This window comes from Nocardia sp. 852002-51101_SCH5132738 (genome assembly GCF_001665695.1).
Lineage (GTDB): Bacteria > Actinomycetota > Actinomycetes > Mycobacteriales > Mycobacteriaceae > Nocardia > Nocardia nova.
In genome coordinates, this window is record NZ_LZML01000117.1 from 1 (window position 1) to 1832 (window position 1832).

At 71.1% G+C, this 1832-nt stretch carries 1 protein-coding gene and 2 pseudogenes; all 3 read right to left on the reverse strand.

The window, feature by feature from the left end:
• Positions 1–263 (reverse strand): annotated as a pseudogene (locus A5789_RS17460) (DUF955 domain-containing protein); the annotation flags it as partial.
• 10 nt (positions 264–273) lie between these two features.
• Positions 274–597, reverse strand: coding sequence for a hypothetical protein (locus A5789_RS37355; protein WP_064902747.1), 324 nt, complete (start codon positions 595–597; stop codon positions 274–276).
• Between the two features lie 890 nt (positions 598–1487).
• Positions 1488–1832, reverse strand: a pseudogene (locus tag A5789_RS17470) (hypothetical protein); the annotation flags it as partial.

Below are 1832 nucleotides of genomic sequence, written 5' to 3' on the forward strand. Positions count from 1 at the left end.
GCGAGGGTGTGGTCGCGACTGGGCAGGGCCGTGGCCAGCACGATCACATCCTTGTCCGGATAGCTGCGGCGCTGACCGCAGACACCCGGCCCCAGCCGGGCATCGGTGATTTCGATCAGGCGGCCGCGTTCGGCGGAGATCGCGAGGACCACCTCCTCCAACGTGGTGGCGTCGAAATCGGCGGCAACAGCGCACACCGCGTCGACGGCGACGGCGACGCGGCGATACGAGCGGCCTGTCTTAATAGTCCGGCTCTCGATCATTCCGCGCCCCTCAGGCCCTCGGTCCGAAGAATTCCGCCCGTGCGGCGTCGAGGCGTGCCTGCGCCGCCGAGGCACTGCGAAAGCTCATCACACCGGAGCCGACCGCGGCGAGCGCCGTGGCGATCACACTGCCGGCGACCGCCGGAATCTCGACCTCCGGCGGTCTGCCAATGGCCACGATCTGGTCCCCGGCGGGATTCGGCTGGGCCGGCGCGGGCGCCGGAGCCGCGGACAACGCCGACGGGGCGGGGGTCGGTGCGATCGGGACCGCGGCCGGCGCGGGTGGGGCGGCGACGTCGACCGGAGGCAGGGGACCGGCGGGGACCCGCGGCATCGTCGGGAGCACCGGCGTCGGTCGCGCGGGAACCCCGCGCCGCCGAACCCGGTGCGGCAGTATGAGAATCAGCAGCGGCGACCTCGCGGCAGCGGCCCTGATCGCGGCCGGTCCGGTAACCGGGGCCCGGGGTCGATCACAATAGCCGATTCGGAAGCCGTTGCGGCGGGGCCCGTTCCGGTCAGCGAGGCCAGGAGGGAACCAGGGGCCGCCGGTCCGGGCAACCCTGCGGGAGCCGGCGCCGACGAGGTCGTAGCGCCTCCCGGGGCGTCGAGATTGCCATGGTTCTGGTTATCGTCTGCCGGAGTAGGCCCCCCCGCACCCGGTGCGGACGCGCCCGGCTGCTGCCGTGCTTCGGCACCGGGACCAGTCGGCCGGGAATCTGCGGAGCCCTGCTCCATTGCGGCGTTCGGCTGAGATGCGGGCGGATGGGATGGTTGGGCGTGACCCGGATTCGGCTGACCCGGATTCGGCTGACCTGGATGGGGCTGACCCGGATTCGGCCGAGCCGGATTGTTGTGAGCTGGGTGAGCGGCGGCTACCTGGGGGCCGAGAACCGCACAACTACAGATCATTCCGGCGACCGCAACAACGCGCGCTACCCGCCCCATGGTCATGCGCTCGCCTTCCCTCGAGTTCTCAGCGCAGATCTCTACCCGGTCGCCACAACCCATCGCCGGGACCTCGCGATGCGGCACATCCTAACTTCAGACAGTTCGCTCGCGCAGCGAGATCGGTTGAGCCCGAATGCTCGTCGCGCCGCGGCGCGCGGAATCGTCGACCCGTGCGGATCATCGCGATGGGAAGGAGGCACCGTTGCGCGATCCGGCGGGCGTGTGTCGTTGCCGAGCGGGTTGCCGCGATCAGGCTCCGTACACCGGCTCGGGACGCTACGCGACTGCGGGTTTCGGCCCTGGAGGTTTCGGCCCCGAAGGTATCGGCTCGGACACGGTGCGCTCGAAGGCGCGGGCGATCGCCTGCACCCAGCCGCGCGGGCTCAATCCCTCCGGCGGTGCGATCCAGCGGGCGTCGACGATCTCGTCACCGAGCGGATTGCGGGCCCAGCGGGCCACCCGCTCGGCACGTTCGGTGACCGAACGCGCGGGCACCCCGGCCGCCGCCAGTTCCATACCGCCGCCGGTCTGCAGATACAGCGCGTCCATGATCTGCGCGACCTGATCGGAAGCCTTGAGCTGAGTGGCCGACACCGTCTGCTCGTGCGCCACCACCTCGGG

What these genes read in the sequence shown, in the direction of transcription:
- A5789_RS37355 (WP_064902747.1), bottom strand. Translation starts at nt 597, where the DNA reads ATGCCGCGGGTCCCCGCCGGTCCCCTGCCTCCGGTCGACGTCGCCGCC.